19 protein-coding genes are annotated in these 21,973 nt (G+C 63.6%); 9 read left to right on the plus strand and 10 right to left on the minus strand.

Translation table 11 applies throughout. The features are described 5' to 3' along the window. Nucleotides 1-6 precede the first annotated feature (6 nt). From ACLE20_RS10010 to ACLE20_RS10025, 4 genes are all read right to left on the minus strand, one after another. Nucleotides 7-1,326, minus strand: coding sequence for a glycosyltransferase family 4 protein (locus ACLE20_RS10010; RefSeq protein ID WP_410940125.1), 1,320 nt, complete (start codon nt 1,324-1,326; stop codon nt 7-9). 140 nt (nt 1,327-1,466) lie between these two features. Beyond that, complete coding sequence (locus ACLE20_RS10015) at nt 1,467-2,570, minus strand: capsular polysaccharide biosynthesis protein (RefSeq protein ID WP_410940126.1); 1,104 nt, start codon at nt 2,568-2,570, stop codon at nt 1,467-1,469. Nucleotides 2,571-2,747: 177 nt separating this feature from the next. Then, nucleotides 2,748-3,473: a hypothetical protein gene (locus ACLE20_RS10020; RefSeq protein WP_410940127.1), complete on the minus strand. Its 726-nt coding sequence runs from the start codon at nt 3,471-3,473 to the stop codon at nt 2,748-2,750. Next, nucleotides 3,470-4,633, minus strand: coding sequence for a glycosyltransferase family 4 protein (locus tag ACLE20_RS10025; protein WP_410940128.1), 1,164 nt, complete (start codon nt 4,631-4,633; stop codon nt 3,470-3,472). The genes ACLE20_RS10020 and ACLE20_RS10025 overlap by 4 nt, the downstream gene beginning before the upstream one ends. A 209-nt stretch (nt 4,634-4,842) precedes the next feature. On the opposite strand from ACLE20_RS10025, the gene ACLE20_RS10030 reads away from it, so the two are divergent. From ACLE20_RS10030 to ACLE20_RS10060, 7 genes are all read left to right on the plus strand, one after another. Further along, nucleotides 4,843-5,934 carry a polysaccharide pyruvyl transferase family protein gene (locus ACLE20_RS10030; protein WP_410940129.1) on the plus strand — a complete coding sequence of 364 codons (1,092 nt, stop codon included), beginning with the start codon at nt 4,843-4,845 and terminating at the stop codon, nt 5,932-5,934. A 3-nt stretch (nt 5,935-5,937) separates the two neighbouring features. Continuing rightward, complete coding sequence (locus ACLE20_RS10035) at nt 5,938-6,981, plus strand: polysaccharide pyruvyl transferase family protein (protein WP_410940130.1); 1,044 nt, start codon at nt 5,938-5,940, stop codon at nt 6,979-6,981. 155 nt (nt 6,982-7,136) lie between these two features. Next, the gene (locus ACLE20_RS10040; RefSeq protein ID WP_410940131.1) at nt 7,137-8,297 is read left to right on the plus strand and encodes a polysaccharide biosynthesis/export family protein; all 1,161 of its coding nucleotides are present in this window, start codon (nt 7,137-7,139) and stop codon (nt 8,295-8,297) included. A gap of 149 nt (nt 8,298-8,446) precedes the next feature. Continuing rightward, nucleotides 8,447-9,736: a hypothetical protein gene (locus ACLE20_RS10045; protein ID WP_410940132.1), complete on the plus strand. Its 1,290-nt coding sequence runs from the start codon at nt 8,447-8,449 to the stop codon at nt 9,734-9,736. Between the two features lie 29 nt (nt 9,737-9,765). Then, nucleotides 9,766-10,557: an ABC transporter permease gene (locus ACLE20_RS10050; RefSeq protein WP_410940133.1), complete on the plus strand. Its 792-nt coding sequence runs from the start codon at nt 9,766-9,768 to the stop codon at nt 10,555-10,557. A 77-nt stretch (nt 10,558-10,634) separates the two neighbouring features. Continuing rightward, on the plus strand, nt 10,635-11,882 hold the full coding sequence (locus ACLE20_RS10055; protein ID WP_410940134.1) for an aminopeptidase: 1,248 nt from the start codon (nt 10,635-10,637) through the stop codon (nt 11,880-11,882). Nucleotides 11,883-12,101: 219 nt separating this feature from the next. Beyond that, entirely contained in the window at nt 12,102-13,154 is a 1,053-nt protein-coding gene (locus tag ACLE20_RS10060) for a MerR family transcriptional regulator (RefSeq protein ID WP_410940135.1), read from the plus strand. A gap of 26 nt (nt 13,155-13,180) precedes the next feature. Here the strand turns inward: ACLE20_RS10060 and hemW are convergent, their stop codons facing one another. The 4 genes from hemW to rph are packed head-to-tail and all read right to left on the minus strand — an operon-like array spanning nt 13,181 to nt 16,187. Further along, the gene (gene hemW / locus ACLE20_RS10065) at nt 13,181-14,326 is read right to left on the minus strand and encodes a radical SAM family heme chaperone HemW (protein WP_410940232.1); all 1,146 of its coding nucleotides are present in this window, start codon (nt 14,324-14,326) and stop codon (nt 13,181-13,183) included. Nucleotides 14,327-14,360: 34 nt separating this feature from the next. Further along, complete coding sequence (rdgB, locus tag ACLE20_RS10070; protein WP_410940136.1) at nt 14,361-15,008, minus strand: RdgB/HAM1 family non-canonical purine NTP pyrophosphatase; 648 nt, start codon at nt 15,006-15,008, stop codon at nt 14,361-14,363. An 8-nt stretch (nt 15,009-15,016) separates the two neighbouring features. After that, on the minus strand, nt 15,017-15,460 hold the full coding sequence (locus ACLE20_RS10075; protein WP_410940137.1) for a VOC family protein: 444 nt from the start codon (nt 15,458-15,460) through the stop codon (nt 15,017-15,019). 10 nt (nt 15,461-15,470) lie between these two features. Continuing rightward, on the minus strand, nt 15,471-16,187 hold the full coding sequence (gene rph / locus ACLE20_RS10080; protein WP_410940138.1) for a ribonuclease PH: 717 nt from the start codon (nt 16,185-16,187) through the stop codon (nt 15,471-15,473). A gap of 161 nt (nt 16,188-16,348) precedes the next feature. Here rph and hrcA point away from each other — a divergent pair, with 161 nt between their 5' ends. Both hrcA and grpE read left to right on the plus strand, forming a co-directional pair. After that, entirely contained in the window at nt 16,349-17,440 is a 1,092-nt protein-coding gene (gene hrcA, locus ACLE20_RS10085; RefSeq protein WP_410940139.1) for a heat-inducible transcriptional repressor HrcA, read from the plus strand. A gap of 105 nt (nt 17,441-17,545) precedes the next feature. Continuing rightward, entirely contained in the window at nt 17,546-18,199 is a 654-nt protein-coding gene (gene grpE / locus ACLE20_RS10090; protein WP_410940140.1) for a nucleotide exchange factor GrpE, read from the plus strand. Between the two features lie 443 nt (nt 18,200-18,642). On the opposite strand, the gene ACLE20_RS10095 is transcribed toward grpE, so the two are convergent. Beyond that, the gene (locus ACLE20_RS10095; RefSeq protein ID WP_410940141.1) at nt 18,643-19,527 is read right to left on the minus strand and encodes a GNAT family N-acetyltransferase; all 885 of its coding nucleotides are present in this window, start codon (nt 19,525-19,527) and stop codon (nt 18,643-18,645) included. A 181-nt stretch (nt 19,528-19,708) separates the two neighbouring features. Next, nucleotides 19,709-21,940, minus strand: coding sequence for a hybrid sensor histidine kinase/response regulator (locus ACLE20_RS10100; protein WP_410940142.1), 2,232 nt, complete (start codon nt 21,938-21,940; stop codon nt 19,709-19,711). Nucleotides 21,941-21,973 lie beyond the last annotated feature (33 nt).

Consider the following 21,973-nt stretch of genomic DNA (forward strand, 5'->3'; position numbering starts at 1 on the left):
ACCCGCTCAGGAGAATTTCGCATAAAGGGCCTGCAGCCGCTCGGCATAGCGCTCCGGCGAGAAGAGTTCGGCCCGCGCCCGACCCGCCTGTTCATAATGGGCGAGCATGTCGTCGTCATAGGTTAGGGTACGGATGCCGCTGGCGATCGATTGCACGTCATAGGGATCGACGAGCAGCGCAGCATCGCCCGCCACTTCCGGGTTCGCGCCCTCCGTGCCGGTAATCACCGCCGTGCCGAGCTGCATGGCTTCGAGGATCGGCAAGCCGAAGCCTTCGTAGAGGGAAGGAAAGACCACGGCGCGCGCACAGCGGATCATCGAGGTGAGCAGGCTGAAGGGCAGATAATCGACCCGCATGATCGAGCCGCCCTTCTTCCGGCCGGTGCTGCGCGGCGGTGCCAGCCGGCCAGTATCGCCTTCCGGGACCAGCGCATCGAGCAGCCTCAGCTCGCGATTGTCCTTCCAGACGAGCTGGCCGACGATGATGAGAGGATAGGGCGACTGGCTGGCCAGATAGGCCTCGATCAGTCGGCCAATGTTCTTCTTGGGCTCGATCGCGCCGAAGAACAGGAAGTATTTCTTGGCCTGCAGGCCGAAAAACATCTCGACCTCGTCGCGCACGGCATCCTCGTCGCGGTCGAGGATCTTCCTCGGCAGCCGCACGGCCTGATAGGTGTTGGTGACCCGGCTCTCATCGACATCGAGAAGATTGACGATATCGACCTTGGAGACGTCCGACACGGTGACGATGTGATCGGCCTTCTGGGCGATGCGGCGCGCCACCTTCATGAACTCCCGCTTGTTGTCGAGCGTCGCGTAAGGCAGCCGGAGCGGCACGAGGTCATGGATCGTGTAGAGATTGGCCGCCTTCGGCATCTTGACCGGCATCGGATAAGTCCAATGCGCAATCTGAGCGCGGTTTTCGTAGTCGACATCGAGGAACTGGCCGAAGGTTCGAAGATGCCAGCGGGAGAAGGAGAAGAGGTTGGCGCGGTTGACGATACGGTCATGCTCCGGCAGCGAACCCTGCAGATGCCGCGCGATGACCTTGCCGGTCAGCTTGATCTCGCGCGCCCTCGTCCCCAGCGGCGATGTCGTCAGCTGGCGGATCACCGAGGCCGGCGTCATCTTGTAGCCCGACGGATCGAAAAAGCCCACCTCCGAGAGAAGCTCCGACTTGCCGCCGGTCCGCACGCCATAGAGAAGATCGACGGGATGGCCGAGATCCTTCACCTCTTCGGCGAGGTTGCGGGCATAGGTGGCAATCCCTGTCCCCTTCTCGAGTGCGAGATTGTAGCCATCGATCATGATGCGAGGTTTGGCCATCGAAGACGTCGTTCCTAAAGAGTGTCCGGCGGTCGGCAGATCATGGCGTTCCCGCGTAAGGCATCCGCCGCGCGAAGGGGCAAAGGCGCGTGGCTATCTAAGCGAATGCCGGTGGCGAAGCAACTGCGCGGGGGGCCCCTTCATGGTCCGAGGCGCCCCGGCGGGAAGAGGAGGGCGCCAATTCTTCGCAGGGCTGCTTCCGGACGTTCCTGGAAAAAATCGGCCGGGAACGCCTCGAAATAGCGGGCATCCTCCTCCGTTCCCACGCGACCAACAAGGCTCGAGACCAGCGGCAGGAAGCTGCGGCGCCAGCCGAAGAGCCCCAAAGCCTTCCTGCGCGACACCCGGCTTTCCTCCGACTGGAACGCCGGAGCCAGCGGCCGGTAAAGTGTGCGGATTACGTCTTCGAAGCTGGTCCGCGCGCCGGTCTCCGGCTCGAAATAGAGCGGGTAGAGCAGGTAGGCGCCGGCAAAGACTTGGGTAAGCGTCAGCCGACGGGTGCGGCGCAGATTGTCGTGGCGGTCGTCCGTCAGCCCCCAGCCGGCATAGAAGGGCAGGCCGGTCACCGTCACGGGAATGCCGCGCAGCAATGCCTCGAAACCGCCGAGCGATGTCATGGAATAGACGTGGTCAATGGTTTCGAGTGCCTGGGCGAGGGGGCTGCGGACCCTGAGGATCGTCGCGATGCGCGCGAGCTCGTCCAACCGGGCGCGTGAGGAGCGCACGCCGGCCAGCACGTCAGGGTGCGGTTTGTAGATGATCTCGGCATCCGGGTTGTCGGCTGCAGCCAGGCGCACCAGAGCGTCGTTTGTGATCGGGCGAGCAGCGCCGTAGCGGATCGAGGCGTCGCCATCGACCTGGCCAAGCACGAGAACGCGCCGCCTGGTCTTTGCGGGATAGATCGGCCGACCCGCAAGCTCGCCGCTATTATACTTGCCGATGCCACCACGCCGCAGCATCTCGATCGCCGAGGCTGCACGGTCCATGAGCGCCGGATCGGCCTCGAAATCATAGGTGGAAAGAATGACCTCGAGATCCGAGGGCTGCCGGCTGTCGAAATAGGGCGTGCGGCTGTCGACGATCAGCGAGAGCGGCGGCGTGCGGCCGGCCTGGAGCACAGCCGAACGGATAAAGCCATCCTCGACATGATAGACGGGAATGCGATGCGCTGCGGCGAAGCGTCGCGCGGCCTCCGGCAGGTTCAGGCTCCAGACGAAAAAATCCGGCCCGTCTTCAAGGCTCACGGACCGGAGGACGGTCCGCTCCAGCTCGCTTTCCGAACGATGAAAGGGGACGAAAACGAAACGTCGTTCGGGAAAGTAGCGGCGTAGAAAGTCGCGTTTCCAGGCTTGGAAATGAAAGGCGTAGGTGAGGCGGCGCCCTTCGGCGGCGGTTCTTGCGGGAGACACCATGATGAGGGATCAGTCCGCGCTGACGAAGTTGACTTCCTCGCCCGTCTCGTCGATCCCGTCGACCTCGCCGCTGCTGTCGCGAACATGATCATTGCCCAGCCGGGCGACAGCTTCGTCTATCGTCTCGGCCGGAAAGATCTTGTGCTGGTCGATGACGAAGAAGTCCGTGCAATAGCGCTTCAAAAGGCTTGGCGACGAGGTGTAGATGATGAAGCCTGCCGTCTGCATGCGCTCCGCCACCAGCTCGACGCAGCGCTCGCGAAACTCGCCGCGCCCGCCAAGAATGTTTTCGTCGACGATATAGGTCTCAAAAGGAATGGCGTAGCCGGCGGTGAAAATCAGCCGGGTGCGCGTATCGCGGTCGACCTCGCGCATCGGCTTGTCCATCCACTTGCCGGCCTCGGTAAACTCGTTGACGAAGCGGATGATCGGCACAGGATCGAAGCCGAAGACGCGGCAGAGGAAGGCGAGGTTTTCGCGGGGGGTGAGCGAGCCGTTGAAGACGACGCCGCTCGCCATGGGAAAGGAGACCAGCGAGCCGCGGCGCACGGAGCCGCGATCGGGGCGGACCTTACCGATCGTCAGATTGGCCATCGTCGATTTGCCGCTGCGCGGCGCGCCGAGCACGCCGGTGATGCGGTCGCCGGGGATCTCGGCCGAAGCGCCCTCGAAGACGAGCGTCTTCTTGGCCTTGCGCCCAAGCGTCTTGTGGACATTCTTGAAGGTGACGGTCACGCCTGCAGTTCCTGTCTTGCCGCTGCCTCGCCCTTGGCTCTGGTTTCGATTTCGCGCATCCATCCGAGCCCGTCAACCGGACTGAGGAACACGGTGCCCTCCGGCGCGATCTCGTGAAAGACCGGGAGGTCGGAGACGATGGCCGGAACGCCGAGCGCGGCTGCTTCCAGGAGCGGGATGCCGAGGCCTTCCGCAAAGGATGGAAAGAGGAGCGCCCGGCTGTGCCGCAGCAGGGCCTGCACCTCTTCATCCGACAGACTGCCGAATTCGAGCACATGGCCGCTGACTGCGGAACAGCGCTCGAGAATATCAACGACGTTCTCGTTCTCCCAACCCCGCTTGCCGATGATGCAGAGCCGGGGTGGCTCGCCCTGCTCTGCGAGCACGCGCCAGATATGCAGCAGAAGAAGATGGTTCTTTCGCGGCTCGATCGTGCCGAGCGTGACGAAGAGCGGCCGCGGATCATCCATGACCGCGCGCACCCGCGCGCCGATCTGGGAGGAGGGCGGCGAGCGGAAGGTCAGATGCGGAATGACGACATCGGTGCCGGTGATCGGATAACGCCGCTGCGCGCTATAGGCCGCGACCCGCCTGGCCGTGTCGGCGGAGTTTGTGACGATCCGGGCCGGCGCATCCAAGAGCTGATCGAGATAGGCGGAGAACTGCGGCAGCGTTTCCGGCCGCTGATATTCCGGATAGTCGATCGGAATGAGGTCGTGGATATAGACGAGCCGCCGCATCCGCGCCTGAGGATCGATGCGACGCAAGGCGCCCTTCACCTTGCCGAGCCCGGAATGGGAGGCGACGACATAGGTCGTGTCCGCCACGGCCAGATCGGAAAAATTGTCTAGACGGCGGCCCAACCAGCTGCGCAACGATAGTGCGGTCGCCTGCTTTGCGGCAAGAGCCCGGCCGGTGCCGCCGTTCCAGGCTTGGTCCAGATGAGAGAGCACGCTGCGACCTTCCGCCGCGCGCAGCCGACGAACGCCATGCAAACCGGCATGGATGAAGTGGCAGCGATCGCCGAAGCGATCGACGAGATCCAGCCCGATGGCAAGGTCGATCCGGTCGACGCCAGTGCCGAACGGCTTGTTGATGCTGCGCACCAGGCGAGAGAGATCATAGAGAACCTGCGGCGTTTCGATCGCCAGCGGGGTCATGGACAGTCGATACATAAGAACCTGCAAAGATTGACGTGGCCGTTCGGTGCGACGCCGCCTGCCATGGCGCCGTCCATTCTGTTGCGAGGCACGGCGCTCTGCCTCTACTTTCGCACAGTTCAACCCTATGGTATACGCCCGGCGCTTCTCAAGGGGGCGGACCCGACGGCCGGTCCCCCATTTCCGTCGTCTGGCCGTTAGGGTGTGATTTGTCCAAAGACCTTCTCGATCTCGTCGCCTCCAAGGGCTCCATTCCGCTTTCCTGGGTGACGACCACCGGCAAAGAGCCCTATCTCAATCTCGGCGATGCGCTGTCCGCCGTCATTGTCGGCATGATGTCAGGACTCCCGGTGCATCATGTCGCAGCAAAATCCAACAGCGTCCGCCTGGCCGCCGTGGGGACGATTGGCCATATGTTCGCCGGAGGAGATGTCTCGTTCTGGGGGACTGGGACGTCGCCGCATCTCAATCCGCACCAGTCGGCAGAAAACAAGATACCCTATGCACGACCGGCCAATACCCGCGTCTCGACCTATGCGACCCGCGGCCCCTTCAGCCGCCGCGTGCTGGCGCCCGATGCGACAGGCCCCGCCGTCTACGGGGATCCGCTTTGGCTCCTGCCGCGCTTCCACGAGGCGCCGCGTGAGAAACGTCACGAACTGGGTGTGATCCTGCATCTCTCCGAACTCGCGGACCGCGATTTCGATGCGCATCCGAAGGAAGGCGCGCTGCGCCATCTCGTCTCTGAGTCGGATCGCAACACGGTCAAGCTGATCAATACGGTAACGCCGATTTCCGTCGATGCGCTGCGCGAGCGGCTCGACGACATTCTCTCCTGCAAACGCATCATTTCGACCAGTCTGCACGGCATGGTCTTCGCGGAAAGCTACGGCATTCCCTGCCTCTATTTCTCCCCGCGCGCCTCCGAGGCGGGCCCCGGGACCATCGATCTGACGCTGGAGGAAGGGCTCGATCTGCGGTTCGTCGATCTCTATCGTGGGCTCGGACTTGATGCTCTCGACGTCTGGTATCAGCCGCGCCGGCAGGAAACGGACTGGCAGGCGGTCATCGATGCCGTCGATCGCAGCTGGACGCCCAAGCAATTCGACGACACGCCCTTGATCGAAGCCTTTCCGCTGCCGCTCGCCATGCTGGACAAGGGGCCCACGGGCAGTGCTTTCGACCATCCGTTGATCCGGTCTCTGCCGATGGCGAGAAGCGCGAATACCCGCGTGGCGGGGCCCGAGAAGGAGCGTCCCGGCTGGCTGACGCGCTTGATCCGTCGCAGCACGGGGAACTGAACCATGCCGCTTGATGTCGCGCGACGACTGTTTGCCCGCAGGCCGGCGCCTGCCGATGCCGCGCTTGTCCGTGACGAGGATGGGACGCCGGCGGCCGTGCGCCTCTCCTGGGTCTGGACGACCAAACAGCATCCGGACGCCAATCTCGGCGACGCCCTGAGCGCCGTCGTCGTCTCCGTCATGTCGGGGCTCGCGATCAAACCCGCCTCCTTCGACCAGCCGGTCGAGCGGATGGCCGCCGTCGGAACGATCGGTCACGCACAGCGGAACGGTCGGGTCCATCTCTGGGGTACCGGCTTCGATCTGAGCCGCAACTCCGCCGGCGCCCTGGCCGGCTACAGCGTGCCGGACAAGACCGATCTTGTGGTTCACGCCGTACGGGGACGGCAGACCGCCAAGGGTCTGCGCGCCCTTGGCGTCGAGGTGCCCGACGTGTTCGGGGATCCCGTCTGGTTCCTGCCGCGCATCTTTCCGCTCGAAGGCTTGAAGAAGCGCAAGGAGCTGGGGGTCATCGTTCATATCTCCGAGCTGGAGGAGGCGACGGCCGTCGCCAAGGTCAAGGCCGCGCTGGTGCGCTATGGCATTCCGGCCGAGTTGGCCGACGATATTGCCATCATCAACACCTATACGGATGCGACGGTCGAAGCCTTCGAAAGCAAGGTCCGCGAGATCGCGGAATGCAAGCGCATCCTCTCGACCAGTCTTCATGGTTTGGTCATTGCTGAGACCTACAACATCCCTTGCGCCTGGTTTTCGACCAACCGGGGTGCGTCCGATTTCCTGAAGCTCGACGGCGCCCAACCGATCGATCACCGCATGATCGATTTCTATGGTGGCGTTGGCCGGGATGCGGTGCTCACTTATTTCCAGCCGCTGCATGAGGCGACGCGCTGGGAGGAGGCGATGACCTTCATCGATCGCAATTGGGAGGGGTTGACCTACACGGGTAAGGACTTGTTCGACGCTTTTCCGCTCCGGCGTGCGGTCCGGTTCAAGGACAAGGTCTGGCGCCGCCGACCGGAAATCCTCGCCGCCAACCGCTACTGAGCGAGCGTTTCGGCCATCCTGCCACACCGCGGAAATTCTCCGAGGCTGCGGCATGGAGGTCATTGTTTAACAATTGCTGTTGTTATATCGACAACGACATCAGACTTTCGAGGGCGGGGGCGTCCTGACCGAGAGCCTCGCGCGCAAGGATGCACATGCCGCTTCTTTCAAGACTTGCCCTGCTGTCGCTGACGGCTGCCATTGGCCTCTCCACAACATCCTGTACCGTCATGCCAAGCTCGGGTCCGAGCGCCGGGACGATCGAGCAGGAGTCCAAGGAGGCCTATGCGCCATACACGCTCATCAATGTGACGCCTGATATCATCACCGTGCTCTCGAGTAATGTTGAGAACCAGCTGGCGAACACGCTCGGTAACGGGCGCAAGCGCAGCTCTTCCATCATTGGCGTCGGCGATTACGTGGCCGTCTCGATCTGGGAAGCCTCGCCGGAGGGTCTCTTCAATACCGGCAACGGGCATGGTGCGACCGTCATCCCCGAGCAGCCGGTGTCCGAAACGGGCATGATTACCGTGCCCTATGCTGGGAGCATCCAGGCTGCGGGCCGCACGCCGGAGCAGGTGAAGCAGGCGGTGGAAAAAGCGCTGGCCCGAATGGCTGTGGAACCGCAGGTGCTCGTCAGCGTCGTGAAGAACGTGTCCAACACCGTGACGGTAACGGGCGAAGTGAACCGGAGCGGGCGAATGCCATTGTCGGCCCGCGGCGAGAAACTGCTCGACGTGATCGCCGATGCCGGCGGACCGCGGATCGAATCGCATCAGCTGTCGGTTCAGATCACCCGCGGGCAGCGCACCGAGACGATCCCGATGGAGCGGCTGATCTCCGACCCTTCGGAGAACATCTTCGTCCAGTCCGATGACGTGATCGCACTCATTCGCCAGCCGCGCAGCTTCACCGTCTTCGGCGCAACCACGGCCAATGCCTCCGTGCAATTCGACGAATCGCAGCTCTATCTGAACCAGGCCCTTGCCAAGGTCGGCGGCCTCAATGACGAACGTGCCAACGCCAAGGGTATCTTCATCTACCGCACCGAGTCCTCCGAGTTGGTCCGGCGCCTCACCCATGGTCGGGTCTCGCCTTACGGCGCGACGACGAATGTTATCTACCAGGTCGATCTGAAGGACCCGAGCGGCTTCTTCCTGCTCAAGGGCTTCGCCATGCGCAACCGAGATCTGGTCTATATCGCCAACGCTTCACTGGCAGAGGTCCGCAAGTTCGCCACGCTTGTCTCCTCGACGGCGGCACCGGTCGCTCAGGCTGCTTCGGTCGGCAACTCACTGCAGAACCTGCAGAAGTAATTGGACTGGCGGCGCCTCAAAGGCGCCGCTTTCCTCAGGCATCGCAGGTGATCTGTAGCCCGATAGAGGGCACGTTAGCCGTCTTCCGAATATGCGTGCTTCATGGTATGACGCGTCATATCTGCGTATTTTGTGACCAGGGGATGCCATTGTCGGAGTCGAGCGCGAAGCCCGAGAAGCTGAAGACCCGTGAACGCGAAAGCGCTTTGGTGCTCAGGCTCGACGAAGTCCGTCCGATGACACCGGTGCCAGCGGCGCGCAAGCTGCCGCAAGTGCCGGCCCGCCCGGTCCGCAAAACTCGCGTTACCTACAAATCCGAGAAGATGGCCAACCTGGCCGCCAAGACCAAGGGCGGCTTTTCCGGAACCTGGCTTGCCTTCTTCTTGATGGTGATTGTGCCGACAGCGATCGGCTTCTGCTACTTCGCCTTCTTCGCCACGCCGCAATACGTCTCCGAATTCCGCTTCTCCGTGCGCCCTGCAGAAGGTGCGCCGATTGCTCAGTCCGGTGCGGCGGCGCTCGCCTTGTCGAACAGCTTCATCGTCTCAGATTACATCGAGAGTCGTGATGTGGTCGATGCATTGCAGAACACCGTCGACCTCAGGGCCATGTACACCCGCGATACGATCGATCCCATTTCGCGGCTTGGCGAGGATGTATCCGTTGAAAAGCTCGTCAAATACTGGCGCAAGCGGATCACGACCAGCTTCGACATCACGACGGGCATCAACACCGTTGAAGTCGCTGCTTTCAATCCTGACGATGCCCTAAAGATCGCGTCGGCGCTCAGGCAGCTCTGCGAGAACCTGGTCAATAGCATCTCGGAAAAGGCGCGGCACACGCAGCTTGACTACGCCAGACAGGAACTCGAAGTCGCTGAAAAGCGGATGAAGGATGTCCGCGCCCAGGAGACAGAACTGCGCACGGGCCAGCGGAGCTTGGATGCCCGCAAGGAGGCAGAGGGAAAGATCGAGTTGCAGGGTAAGCTCCGTGCGTCGCTTGCCGAACTTGAATCGCGCTACGCGTCCCTTGGCAGCTACATGGATGCCAAATCTCCGCGCTTGGCCGTGATCAAGTCGCAGATCGACGCAACGCGGGCTCAGATCAGCGACATGCAGAACCGCGTGTCATCGACTCAGGGTGCCGAGGGTGATGATGACGAACTGGCCGATGCAGCTCTCGTCTCGCGCTACGACGAAATCAAGACCGACCTTGATATCGCAACCAAGCTCTATCAGTCGGCTCTCACGAGCTTCGAGGCGGCGCGCATGCTCGCCAACAACAACCACATCTATTTGGCGACCTATGTCCAGCCGAGCCTCGCGCAGATTGCGTCTTATCCGCTTGTGTTCGGCGATACTGTCCTGCTCTTTCTCTCCGCCTGTGGCGTTTGGATCGTCCTGACGCTTGTCTATTACAGCATTCGAGATCATGCCTAAAAGGCAAGCAGGCGAAAGGCGAGGGTGAGATGAGCAATCTCGTCATGACGGGCATTTCGCGGCAAATGCGGATCGTCAGTGCGTTGACGATTCGTGAGGTGCGTCTGCGCAACAGCAAGCATGCGTTCAAGCAACTCTTTGATCTCGGCGAAATGCTGTTTGCGATCGTCATCCATTGGGGCATCTTTGAATTCACGCATCATAAGCTCTTGATCGGCGACAGCCTGCTGTTGTTCATCATGACGGGCCTGTTTCCGGTGCTGTACTTCCGCATCATTTCCATGCGGGCGGCAACGGCGATTGATGCGTCGCGCGCCGTGACTATCATTCCCTACATCGAGGCAATCGACTATGCGATCGCACGGTGCTTCGTCGAGTTCCTAGCCTTCACCATGATCTTCATCATGATGCTCGCAATGATCGGTCTTTTTGGAACTTCGAGATTCATCTTCCCTTACCGCCCCTTCGCATTCATTGAGTTCCTGATCCTCATTTCCCTCTTTGCTTTCGGGATTGGTCTCATCAACGCCTTTCTAATATATCTTGTGCCGATCTGGCGAATTGCCTGGAGCCTGATCGCGCGGGTACAGATCTTTTTCGCAGCCGTCTTCTACATCCCCGAATATATGAACGAGCATATGCGCTATTACCTCTCGTTCAGCCCGATCATGCATTTCGTTGCCCTTTGTCGGTCGGCCTTCTATCCGACCTACCCGATGCATCTGCTCTCGGTGAACTATATCCTCGGCTGGACGGCGGCGGTCATGATGCTGGGGCTGGCGATCGAGCGGGCGCTGCGCAATTACCGCGCCGCGAACTGAAAACGCGCGAGAGTCTTCAATTCGCCGGCTGATCGCACTAGGTTCTGCGCTCCCGCCAGCAGCGCCAGAGGTACGCGATGACATCCCTTCCTTCTTCCCCGATCGATGCTGTCAAACTCGACAAGCTTGCGGAGGTCGCGGTCAAAATCGGGCTGGGGCTGGAGCGCGGGCAGGATCTGGTGATGACGGCGCCGATCGCCGCGGCGCCCTTCGTCCGGCTGATCACCAAACATGCCTATCAATCCGGCGCCGGCCTGGTGACCACCATCTTTTCCGACGAGGAATCGACGCTCGCGCGTTACGCCCATGCGCCCGACGAAAGCTTCGATCGCGCGGCCGACTGGCTCTATGAGGGCATGGCCAAGGCCTATGCCGGCAATGCCGCGCGCCTGGCCGTGGTTGGCGACAATCCGCTGATGCTGGCGGCTCAGGATCCGGCCAAGGTCGCGCGCGCCAACAAGGCCCAATCGCTCGCCTATCGGCCGGCTTTGGAGAAGATCGCCAATTTCGAGATCAACTGGAACCTCGTGCCCTATCCGAGCCTGGCCTGGGCCAAGGTCATGTTCCCGGAGGATGGCGATGATGCGGCGGTCGAAAAGCTCGCCAAGGCCATCTTCGCTGCCTCGCGCGTCGATCGCGACGATCCGGTCGAAGCCTGGAAGGCGCATAATGCCGAGCTGCATCGCCGCTCCGCCTGGCTGAATGGCGAACGTTTCGCCGCGCTCCATTTCACTGGCCCTGGCACGGATCTGACGGTCGGGCTTGCCGACGAGCATGAATGGCATGGCGGCGCCTCGCAGGCGCGCAACGGCATCACCTGCAACCCCAATATCCCGACCGAGGAAGTCTTCACCACGCCGCATGCGCTGAAGGTCGAAGGCCATGTCTGCTCGACCAAACCGCTCTCGCATCAGGGCACGCTGATCGACGACATTCAGGTTCGCTTCGAAGGCGGGCGGATCGTCGAGGCGAAGGCATCGAAGGGCGAGGAGGTGCTGCTCAAGGTGCTGGATACCGACGAAGGCGCGCGGCGGCTCGGCGAAGTGGCGCTGGTCCCGCATTCCTCGCCGATCTCCGCCAGCGGCATTCTTTTCTACAACACCCTCTTCGACGAGAACGCCTCCTGCCACATCGCGCTCGGCCAGTGCTACTCCAAGTGCTTCCTGAACGGCGCGACGCTGTCGGAAGACGAGATCAAGGCGCGCGGCGGCAATGCGAGCCTCATCCACATCGACTGGATGATCGGCTCCGACAAGATCGACATCGACGGCCTGCGCGACGACGGCAGCCGCGTGCCCGTCATGCGCGAGGGCGAGTGGGCCTGAACCGCCGAGTCGGGACGGGCCTGGCGCTTCCGCGATAGGCGGGCGCCAGCGCAGTCTGTTCCTTCGTCGTCTCCGCGACCATTCTCACGCAGGCATGGCGATGTCTCGTTTCATCGCCATGCCCGTTCTTTCTGCTTGAGCCGGACCTTGGGTCATAGCCTAGAAGGGACGTGATAGAGCGGAGGATCGACGCAGACCAGGATCGACAGCGAGACATGGTTGACGGCGGCGCAATGCGCGAAGCGCATGGGCCTGACCGTCCGCGCCCTTCGTGTCTACGAGCAAATCGGCCTCATCCGACCGCTTAGAACCGGCAAGAACTGGCGGCTCTACGGTCCAGCCGAAATCGCGCGCCTCAACGAGGTCCTCACGCTGAAGCGGCTCGGCCTGAGCCTACCGGCAATCGCCAATCTCCTGAGAGGAAAGGTGACGGATTTCGAGCGGATGCTCGCCATGCAGAAGCACGTTCTCGAAGAGCGGCAGGACCGCGTCCAGGCCAGCCTTGCCCTTGTGGCGGCCTTGGCGGCGAAGGTGGCTGCCGGCGACGACCTGACCATCACCGATCTCCTCACTCTTGCAAAGGATGGACACATGACGGATAGCGCTATGGATGCTCATGCCTGGCGGCGATACGAACAGGCAAGGCCGCGCACGGAGCGGGCCATCGATCCCGCCCTCTTTCACGACTATGCCGGCTTCTATCAGCTCGATCCGCTCATCCTGACGGTCTTCGAGAGGGACGGCAGGCTCTTCGCGCGCATCACCGGGCAGCCGGAGATCGAAATCTTCGCCGAGGGTGTCGATCACTTCTTCTACCGAGTCGTGCCGGCGCAGCTGAGTTTCGAGCGCGATGCGGCTAGCGCTGTTTCGGCGCTTATTCTTCATCAGGACGGTTTTGAGCAGACTGCGCCACGGGTCGAAGCGCACGTGGCGGCGGCGATTGAGGCCGCCCTGGAGCAGCGCGTTGCGGCTTCCGTTCCGGTCAAGGACGGCGAGGGCCTGCTGCAGAGGCTGATCGAGGAGCATCAGCAGGGCGAGTTGAATTTCTCACGCATGACGCCGCCTCTCGCCGCCCTTGCGCGCACCCAGCATGCTGTCATTCAGGACGATCTGCAGAAACTCGGGTCGCTCGAAGCGCTCACCTTTCGCGGCGTGACCCCAGGCGGCTGGGACGTCTATGAGGCACGCTTCGAGAATGGACGGCGGGAGTGCGGTTTCGCCCTCGCTTCCAATGGGAAGATCAGCGGGCTTTTCTTCCACGCCGGTCTATAGGGCGCTCTCCGCCATCATCGCACCGCTCAACACGCCAGATCGGCGACCACCGCGTCGAGGATCAGCATGCCGGCTGGGGTGCAGCGCAGGCGGGAATTGCCGAGGCGTTCGATGAAGCCGTGTTCGATCAGCGTTGCCTCGCGGTCCGGGTCGGGCATGCGGCCGGAGAGTGCTTGCCAGCGGGCAAGGTCAATGCCTTCTTTGAGCCGCAGGCCCATCAGAAGCAGTTCGTCGGCCTGTTCCTCGCGGTCCAGAATGTCTCGATCAACCATGCCGTGGCCGTGGCGCTCGACATGGTCGAGCCAGGCTTCCGGCTGGCGTTCGGTCGCGGTGGCGAGCTTGTTATGGCCGACGGTCAGGCGGCCATGGGCGCCGGGGCCGATGCCGGCATAGTCGCCATAGCGCCAGTAGGTGAGGTTATGGCGGCTCTCGGCGCCAGGCGCAGCGTGGTTGGAGACCTCATAGGCCGGCATGCCGATCGCGGCGGTGATGCTCTGCGTCGCCTCGTAGAGAAGCGCCGACTGGTCACCGTCCGGCACGATCAGCTTGCCCGCCTTGTGCAGCCCGTAGAACGGCGTGCCCTCTTCGATGGTCAGCTGATAGAGCGAGAGATGGTCGACCGCATAGGAGACCGCCTGTTTCAGCTCCGCCTCCCATGCTTCCACTGTCTGGTTCGGCCGGGCATAGATCAGGTCGAAGGACATGCGCGGGAAGATTTCGCGCGCGAGCTGAATGGCTTTGAGTGCATCCGCCACATCGTGCAGCCGGCCCAGGAATTTGAGGTCGCGATCGTTCAGCGCCTGGACGCCGAGCGAAACGCGGTTGACACCAGCGGCGCGATAGCCGCGGAAGCGCGTCGCCTCGACGCTGGAGGGATTGGCCTCCATGGTGATCTCGATGCCATCCGGCACATGCCAGAGATTGGCGATGCCGTCGAGAATGGCTTCCACCGTCGCCGGGTTCATCAGCGAGGGCGTGCCACCGCCCATGAAGATGCTGGTGACGCTGCGTGGGCCGGAAAGCTGGCGCATGGCCGCCATTTCGGTCAGGAAAGCCGCGACGAAGCGCGGCTGGTCGATGCCCTGATGGCGCACATGGCTGTTGAAGTCGCAATAGGGGCATTTGGCCGCGCAGAAGGGCCAATGCACATAGACGCCGAAGCCCGGGTCCATGCTATCGGTCAGGTGCAGCAGCCGTGCCGTCGTGTCAGGCCCCAAGGCAGCTCTCCGCGAAGATCTTGAAGGCGCGGGCGCGGTGGGAGAGTGCGGTCGCATCGCCCGGCTTCCAGCCGTGCTTCTCCTCCGCGCTCATCTCGCCAAAAGTCGTCTCATAGCCTTCCGGCTGGAAGATCGGGTCGTAACCGAATCCCTGCGTGCCGCGGGGCGGCCAGACGACGGTGCCTTCGACCTCGCCGCGGAAGAGCTCGACATGGCCGTCCGGCCAGGCAAGGCACAAGACCGACACGAAGCGGGCGCGCCGGGCCTCCGGCGTCGTGGCGCCGGCCTGGGCAAGGGCGTCTTCCACCTTCTGCATCGCCATGGCGAAGTCGCGCGTGCCATCGGCCGTTTCGGCCCAGTTGGCGGTATAGACGCCTGGATCGCCATTCAGCGCATCGACCACCAGGCCGGAATCGTCCGACAGCGCCGGGAGGCCGGCCGCGCGGGCCGAGGCGAGTGCCTTGATCGTGGCATTTTCCTCGAAGGTCGTGCCGGTCTCGTCCGGCTCGATGAAGTTGAGGTCGGCGGCCGATTGGGCGGAGAAGCCGAGCGGTCCGATCAGGTCGCGGATCTCGCGGATCTTGCCGGCATTGTGGCTGGCAACGACCAGGGTCTTGTCTTGCAATCTGCGTGTCATGCGGGGCCTCAGTTCAGATCCCAGAGTTTCGGTTCGCCGCATTCCAGACTGTTGCCAGCCGGATCGCGGAAATAGAAGGAGCGGGCACCCGTCGGCCAGGTGATCTCCGCTTCGATGGTGATGCCGGCCGCTTCGAGCCCTGCCCTGACCGTATCGAGCGCATCGCCCGAAACGGGGAAACAGAGATGGCCGGCGCCCTCGGCACCATGCGGCGGCACGGGCAGCGCATCTCCTGCCGCTGGCTGCCGTGTCTCCTCCGGATTGAAGATCAGCAGGACACCGGGGCCGCAGCGGTAGAAGACGTGGCGGGTGCCGACGCGGCTGATGCGCTCGAGCCCGAGAATGCCGCCATAGAAAGCCTCCGCCGCATCGAGGTCGCGGGCATAGAGGGCCGTTTCCAGAACCCCTTCCAGTCGACCCGCAACCGACGGACCTTGGCGAACGGCAGCCATGCGTCTGGCCTCAGACGATCGTCTGCTTCTGCAGAGAGACGAGATCACTGATGCCGGTCTTGGCAAGGCCCATCAGGGTGGCGAACTCGGCCTCGGAGAAGGGCTTGCCTTCCGCGGTGCCCTGGATCTCGACGATGCCGCCCGCGCCGGTCATGACGAAGTTGGCGTCGGTCTCGGCAGCCGAATCCTCCAGATAATCGAGATCGATCACCGGCTGATCGGCGAAGATGCCGCAGGAGATCGCCGCCACATGGTCTTTGAGCACGCGCTCGACCTTGATCATGTTGCGCGCTTCCATCCACTTCAGGCAGTCATGCAGCGCGATCCAGGCGCCGGTGATCGAGGCCGTGCGGGTGCCGCCATCGGCCTGGATCACGTCGCAGTCGAGCGAGATCTGCCGTTCGCCCAGCGCCTGCAGATCGACCACGGAGCGCAGCGAGCGGCCGATCAGCCGCTGGATTTCCTGGGTGCGGCCGCTCTGCTTGCCGCTTGCCGCTTCACGCTTCATGCGCTCGCCAGTGGCGCGGGGCAGCATGCCATATTCCGCCGTTACCCAGCCCTTGCCGCTGTTGCGCAGCCATGGCGGCGTCTTTTCTTCCAGGCTCGCGGTGCACAGCACATGCGTATCGCCGAACTTTACGAGGCAGGAGCCCTCGGCATGCTTCGAGACATTGCGCTCGAAGGAAACCTGGCGCATCTGATCTGTTTTCCGGCCCGAGGGACGCATGGGTTCACTCCTTATCGTTCTTGTGCGTGCCTTCTAGCCTATGTCGCCAGCGAGGGAAATGCAGGCCGCCAAAGATAAGCCATAGCCGCTTAGGCCTTTTGTCCGGCGCTCATCCGTCCTATATTTAAGGGGCATATGGCAATGAGGAACAGCAGACGCTGATGGCGGTGAACACGACGGCGATGCGCGACCGGCTAGCCCTGCTCGACGAAAGGTCGGGCGAGATCTTTCGGCGCATCGTCGAAAGCTATCTCGAAAGCGGGGAGCCGCTCGGTTCGCGCAGCCTCTCGCGGCTCTTGCCCATGTCGCTCTCGCCCGCCTCAGTGCGCAATGTGATGAGCGATCTGGAAGATCTCGGCCTCATCTATTCCCCCCATGTCAGCGCCGGCCGGCTGCCGACCCAGGTGGGTCTGCGTTTCTTCGTCGATGCCTTCATGCAGGTGGGCGATCTCTCCGAGGAGGATCGCGCCTCGATCGACCGGCAGATCCGCCGCGGCAATCGCGAACAGCCGGTGGAGGCGCTGCTCAACGAGGCGAGCCAGCTGCTTTCCGGCATGTCGCGCGGTGCCGGCCTGGTGATGACGACAAAGGCCGATCCGGTTCTCAAACATGTCGAATTCCTGCGCGTCGCGCCGACCAAGGCGCTGGCCGTTCTGGTCGGCGCCGGCGACCAGGTGGAAAACCGCATCATCGAGCTGCCGGCCGGCGTCACCTCGGCGCAGCTGACGGAAGCCGCGAATTTTTTGAACGCCCATCTTGCCGGCCAGACGCTGGGCGAGGTCCGCGCGCAGCTGCAGAAGGTGAAGGAGCAGGTGCGCAGCGAACTCGATGCGCTTTCGCGCGATCTCGTCGAACGCGGGCTTGCCATCTGGTCGGGCGAGGAGAACGAGGATCGCCATCCGATGCAGCTCATCGTGCGCGGCCGGGCCAATCTTCTCGAGGGGTTGACCGGCGCGGAGGATATCGACCGCCTGCGCATGCTCTTCGACGATCTTGAAAAGAAGGACAGCCTGATCGAACTCCTCAATCTCGCAGAGGCGGGCCCCGGCGTGCGGATCTTCATCGGCTCGGAAAACAAGCTGTTCTCGCTCTCCGGCTCCTCGCTGATCGTCGCGCCTTACCGCAATGGCGAGGACCGAGTGGTCGGCGCCGTCGGCGTCATCGGCCCGACACGGCTCAACTATGCACGGATCGTTCCCATGGTGGATTATACGGCCCAGCTGATGTCGCGCCTGTCGCGCCAGACCTCCTGAGACGGAGCGCCGGCGTACCAGAAAGGCCGGCCGCTCTTGATTTTCACGCCCCGAAGTTCGATATCGGCGGCACATCCAGCACTCACAGTTCATTCCGGAGACGTCATGACCGACGAGACGAAAAGACACGCAGATCAGGTGAACGACACGGTCGAAACCGACGCCGTCAAGACGCCTGAGGCCGGCGCTGCAGCGGCCGAGGGCGTGGCTGAGACTTTTGCCGATCCGAACCCCGCCGTTTCCGAGCCGGATCCGCTCGAGCTTGCGCGGGCGGAAGCCGCGGATTTCCGTGACCGCTATCTGCGGCTGGCCGCCGAGATGGACAATCTGCGCCGGCGCACGGAGCGCGACGTCAAGGACGCGAAGTCCTATTCCGTCGCCGGCTTCGCCCGCGACATGCTGGCCGTGTCGGACAATCTGCGCCGGGCACTGGAGGCGGTTTCGACTGAAGCGCGCGAGGGCGCCGATACCGGCCTCAAGACGCTGATCGAGGGCGTCGAGCTGACCGAGCGCTCGATGCTCTCGGCGCTCGAGCGTCATGGCGTGAAGAAGATCGAGCCGGAGGGGCAGAAGTTCGATCCGAACTTCCACCAGGCCATGTTCGAGATCCCTAATCCGGATGTCCCGAACAACACGGTCGTCCAGGTCGTCCAGGCCGGCTTTACCATCGGCGAACGCGTGTTGCGCCCCGCCATGGTTGGTGTCGCCAAGGGCGGCCCCAAGACTGCCGCGGCCGACAGCGAAACGCCGGCTGCGTAAACCAAGGGTCGCCGACGCCAAGGTTGACGTCTCTGATGCAGGGGAAGTGTCGTTCTCCCCTGTGCTGACACCCGCCTAGGCCATATCCCACCAACCGTCATCCTCGGGTTTGTCCCGAGGATCTGACCACGTCGAGACGCTCTCAACGGTGCGGAACGAGCGGGACAGTGGAACTCTGGCCGAGTGCCTGGAACAGCGGCAGTAGATCCTCGGGACGAGCCCGAGGATCTGACCACGTCGACATATTTCCTAGCGTTCGAATCGAGTGGGACAGTGGAACGTTGGCCGTGTGTCTGGAGCAGCGGGAGTAGATCCTTGGGACGGGCCCGAGGATGACGGATGTGGCAGGCAGGCCGTGTCGGTCGCTGGCCGCGGCTTCTCCGGCAAACCAGCGCAGTGGTTTAGCCGGCGAAGGAAGGGGCAGAGCGTCTGTCTCGATCAGATCAGAGCGCGAAACGGGTGGCGTCGGCGCCGTAATAGTTGAGGTAGCGGCCGGAAATGTTGGTGATCGGCAGGACGATCAGCACGTCGGTGGTCCGGAAGTCGGCATCGACCACCGCGCCTTCGCCGACCATGGCGCCAAGCCGCAAATAGCCTTTGATGAGCGGCGGAAGGGCCATCAGCGCCTGCTTGGGCGCGATCGCCTCGGCCGGCATCAGATCCATGCTGCGATAGCGATCAGCCCGCGCCTTCACTGCCCAGTCGCCCTTGGCCGGCACGCTGTGGTGCAGGAAGGAGAGGGCGAGGGCATGTTCCTCCGGCACGATGCCGGGGAAGGAGGCGCAACCGAACATGGCGTCGACGCCATGCTTCAGCGAATAGGCCCAATTGCCCTGCCAGAGCAGCTCGACCGTCCGCTTGGTGCGATAGGCGGGGAGGACGCAGGAGCGACCTAGTTCCATGAACCGCTTGCTGGGATGGCGGGCGAGCAGCGGCGCCACGTCGAACTCCGAGGCCGAATAGAAGCCGCCGGCCTTCATCGCGATGTCCTGCCGCAGCAATCGATAGGTGCCGACGATCTGGTCTTCCGGGCTGCCGTCGAGGGTCGTGTCGAGAACGAGGAGATGATCGCAGACGGAGTCATAGGCGTCGATGTCGCGACGCAGCCGCTCGGCCTCGGGCGGAATTGACGCGCCCATTTCCTCGACGAAAACCTTGTAGCGCACATGCTGGGCGGCATCGATCTCGCGGGCATTGCGGGCAAGGCGCGTCTCGAGCGCGCCGATGCGCCCGAGAACTTCATTGCCGGCCGAAGCCGGTGCGGCGCCGCGTGCGCGGACTGCCGGTGCATCCTGCACCAGGGTCTTGTCTAGAACATCCAGGTTCATTGCCGCCCTTCCCGAATCGCGAAACCGCGCTTGGCATATTAGGACTTTGTCGCGCGGCATGCGAGGGCGAAGCGGCCGCCCCCGGCCAGGCTTGTCCTGCCGCGGGCCGACCAGCCCCGCTCGGATCTCTATAGGCCGCTTGTGCAACATTATGGTGACGAGAAGGGGCAAACGCCCGGGTTCAGCCGGCGGTGGCGAGCTGGGAGATCAGGGCCAGGAGGTTAGCCGGATCAGCGGGCTTCACCAGCACCTCATCGGCGCCGGCCTCGATCAGATCTCGTCGCGTCTCGGGTCTCGCATCCGAGGTCTGGATAATGACGGGAAGCCGCGGCAAGTCGGAGCAGATCTCCACCATGCGCAGCTGGCGCAGCATCGTCAGGCCGTCGCCGCCCGGCATGTTGAGATCGGTCAGGACAAGCGAGGGCCGCGGCAGATTGGCGGCGCTGGCCGGCATCAGATGCTGGCGAAGCGTGGCGAAGTCCTCGGCGAGCGTAACGGCATGCCCGGCGCGGCCGAGAACGGTCATGAGCATGCGGCCGTTCACCGGATCATCCTCGCCGAGCAGGATGCCGTGCCGCGTTTCCGGCGTGCCGTCCTCCTCCTCGGCCGGGACGGCGCGCAGGACGGGACGGTTGTCATTGGTCGCATCGCGCAGCTCGATGCCGCGCATGCGCCCTTTCAGGACCTCGACCAGCGAGCGCTCGCGCAAGGGGCGGATCAGCCAGGCATTGAAGCCGTCCGTCTGGTGCAGCGGCCGCTGGCCGCGCTCCTCGGGATTGACAAGGTAGGTGCGCCGCAGCCGAAGCGCCTCCACCGCCGGCATGGAGGCGAGAAGCGCCCGCGCCTGTACCGCGTGGCGGTGGTCGATGATGATATCGGTGAAGGGTGGCCCAGCATACCCGCTCAGCGCATCGGCAAGGGCCTGCCGGGCCGCGGTGGGGTCATGGGCAAGCCGGCAGCGCCCGCCAAGCGCAGTGATGGTGGACTGAAGCGCGGTGGCCGCCGGGCCCTTCGGCGCGATCAGCAGCACCGCACTCTCGGCAAGCAGGCCGCGCCGTTCGGGAGAGGCCCGCGTACCGGCCGCTATCGGCAGCCTGATGGTGAAGATGCTGCCCTGGCCCAGCGTGCTTGCAACCGTCAGGCTGCCGCCAAAGGCCACCATGATGCGGCGGGAGATGGCCAGGCCGAGCCCCGTGCCGCCGGATCGGCGCGCCGCATCGCCAGCCTGTTCGAAGGCCTCGAAGATGCGGGCCTGCTCGTCAGGAGTCATGCCGGGGCCCGTATCCGCGACGGTGACGACGAGATCGGCTTCGCCAAACGTCACCGAGACCAGGACACCGCCCGTCTGCGTGAATTTGACCGCATTGCCGATGACGTTGAACAGGACCTGCTTCAGGCGAGGGGCATCGATCTCAAGCACGTCCGGCACGTCGGCCGCCACGGTGGAGGCGATCTCGATCCCTTTCTCATGGGCGCGGTGGGAGAGCATTTCCACCACGCTCTCGATCGCCGGGCGCACCGGCTGGCGCGTCGGCTTGAGGGTGAAGCGCCCGGCTTCGAGCGAGGAGAAATCGAGCAGGTCATCAACCAGCTGCACCAGCGTATGACCCGCCTGCCGCATGCCGGCCAGATAATTGGCCTGCTCGGCCGAAAGCCGCGTCTGGTTGAACAGGTTGCACATGCCAAGGATACCGGACAGCGGCGTGCGGATCTCATGGCTCACGGTGGCAAGCAGCTGCGACTTGTCGCGGCTCTCCGCCTGTGCCCGCTCGATCGCCCGGGAAAAGAGATCGAGATCGCCGGCCGTTGGAAGAATGCGCCGCCCGATGCCGAGATGCGCGAGGCTGTCGTCGGCAGGGTTGCGGACGAGCGTTTCCTGCCATTGGTAGCGCGCGCCGTTCTGGCCAGTGAGAGTGTCTTCGGCTAGCTGGAGCCCCAGCGCCTCGAAATCTCGGCCCTCTGGCTCGATGGCGCAGAGATCGTGCAGGCTGCGATTGGCGGCGACAATCCGACCGCTGCCGTCGCGCAGCACGGCGATGTCACCCAGGCGATCATGGACGGCCAGCATGGCGTCCAGGCTCTCGCGGCGTTCCATCGCCGCGTCGCTGGCATCTTCAAGCCTGCCCGCGCTCGACCGGCGCATTGCCTGCCAGCCATCGAGGAAGAGAAGCGCGGTGCCCGTCAGCCCGGCCAGAGCAAGGCCAGCCGGCAAGGTCCAGCTGCCGGCCGGGATGCCAAGCCCGAGCACGGCTGCAGAGGAAAGGATGCCGGCGGCAAGCAGCGCCGGACGCCAGGCGGCGAGCGCGGTTTTCGAGGGTTCAGCGCTGCGCGGAACGGGCGGATGGAGCGGCCGACGGCCCGAGCCGCGGGTCGCCTCGCTCACCCACTCTTCGAGTTTGGACAGCGCGCTCATGCCCACACACCTAGCATGCGGGGCGTCAAAAAC

It is taken from the genome of Rhizobium sp. YIM 134829 (assembly GCF_046546455.1).